The sequence below is a fragment of the Glacieibacterium arshaanense genome (assembly GCF_004681125.1).
GTDB lineage: Bacteria > Pseudomonadota > Alphaproteobacteria > Sphingomonadales > Sphingomonadaceae > Polymorphobacter_A > Polymorphobacter_A arshaanense.
In genome coordinates this window covers 1-1937 of sequence record NZ_SIHO01000006.1, presented here as the reverse complement: position 1 = coordinate 1937, position 1937 = coordinate 1, and the positions used below count along the sequence as shown (strand labels likewise).

General features: G+C 65.5%; 1 protein-coding gene. It reads left to right on the top strand.

Annotation, left to right across the window (positions count from 1 at the left end; genetic code table 11):
* Positions 1-57: 57 nt before the first annotated feature.
* Positions 58-1937 (top strand): autotransporter family protein (locus EUV02_RS15525; protein WP_135247237.1); only part of this gene is annotated, 1880 nt, incomplete at its 3' end.

Sequence of the window (1937 nt, the reverse complement as noted above, 5' to 3'; positions counted from 1 at the left end):
GGTGGCAACAACAGCTTCGGTGCTGGCCTTGGCATCAATCAGGGCCGGGTGACGCTGATGACGAACACCGCTGCGGGTGCAAGCAGCATCGCGCTCAACAACGGCGCCGTTCTCGCCGCCGGTGTCTCGGGTCTGGTGATTGCTAACAACATCCAGACTACAGGTGGCGGCGCCATCGACTCGGGTGCGGGGACCTTCACCATCAATGGCAACATCGGCAACCTCGGTTCGATCAGCCAGATCGGTACGGGTAACCTCGTGCTCAACGGCAACAACAACTTCACCAGCGGCCTTGGCATCAACCAGGGCACCGTGACGCTCGGCACCAACAACTCGGCCGGTGCGGGCTTCATCGCGCTCAACGGCCCCGGCACGTTGGCGGCGGGTGTCTCGGGTCTGGTCGTTGCAAACCACATCGAGACGACGGGTGCGGGCAAGGTTGACTCGGGCGCCGGCAGCTTCACGCTGTCGGGCACGATCGGCAACGTCGGCGGCATCAACAAGGTCGGCAGCGGCACGCTGTGGCTGACCAACACCAGCAACTACACCGGCGGCACCACCGTCTCGGCTGGCACGTTGACACTCACCGGTGCACTGACCAACTCGACCGTGACGGCCGCTGGCGGCACCTTCGCCGGTACCGGTTCGGCAGCGGGCCTGGTGGTCGGTAACGGCGGTCGCGTCTCGCCCGGCACCAGCGGCGGTGCGATTGCGACGCTCGCTTCGACGGGCGGCATCAGCTTCCTGACCGGGTCGACCTACGCCGTGGATGTCTCGCTGCTCTCGGCCGACAAGCTGACCTCGGCCGGTGCGACGTCGATCACCGGTGGCACCGTCGCCGCGCAGGGTCAGAACGTGCAGTATGCCTTCAACAGCACCTACACGATCCTGACCGCCACGGGCGGCCGCACGGGCACCTTCAGCAGCATCACCTCGACGGGCTTCAACGGGGCGTTCGCGCCGACGCTGAGCTATGACGCCAACAACGTCTACATCAAGATGACGCCGCAGAAGATCACCAACCTGCCCAACGCGACGGGCTTGACTTCGAACGAAACGGCGGTTGCCAACGCGTTCGATGCAGCAACGGCAGCCGGCTGGAACCCGCAGAGCTTCTACGCGCTGTACCAGCAGGGTGCGAACCTGCCGACGGCGCTTAACCAGCTCAGCGGCGAGATCCACAGCGTCGAGCGTCGGGCAGCCATCGGCGACCAACGTTATGTCCGCGAAGCGGCCCTCGACCGGCTCGGTGCCGGCCTGTGCAGCCTCAACGGCGACACCAAGAACGCCACCGATGCCAAGGGCACGACCGAAAGCTGCAACGAGCATTACTCGCTGTGGGGCCGCTATGTCGGCTCGTGGGGTACCAACCAGGCCGATGGCAACGGTTCGTACTTCAAGACCTCGGTCAACGGAATCATCGTGGGTATCGATGCCAAGTTCGACGCATGGAAGGTCGGTGCGCTGTTCAGCCGTACGACCGACCACGTCACGCTTGACAACGACCTGGGGAGCTCGAGTGTCCAGACCACCGGTGGCGGTCTCTATGTCGGCTACCGCATGGATGACGGCTTCGCCTTCTCGGCGGGCGGCACCTATGCCGGCACCGACTTCCGCGCCGGTCGCACGATCACCGCGCCGGGCCTTGGCCAGACGCTGCAGACCGATGCATCGGGTAACATTGGCCAGCTGTTCGGCGAGATCTCGTATGACCTCGCGGCAGGTGCCAATGCCCGCGTCGAGCCGTTCGCACGCCTCGGCTGGGTGAGCCTGTCGTCGGATGCCTATAGCGAAGCCGGCGGCTACGCGGCGCTGGTCGGCGAGAAGGGCACCTACGACACCACCTTCACCACGCTCGGTGTCCGCGGCGTCTACAACCTCAGCGGCACTGTCGAGGGCGCCTCGCTGCGCGGTTCGGCTGGCTGGCTGCACACCAG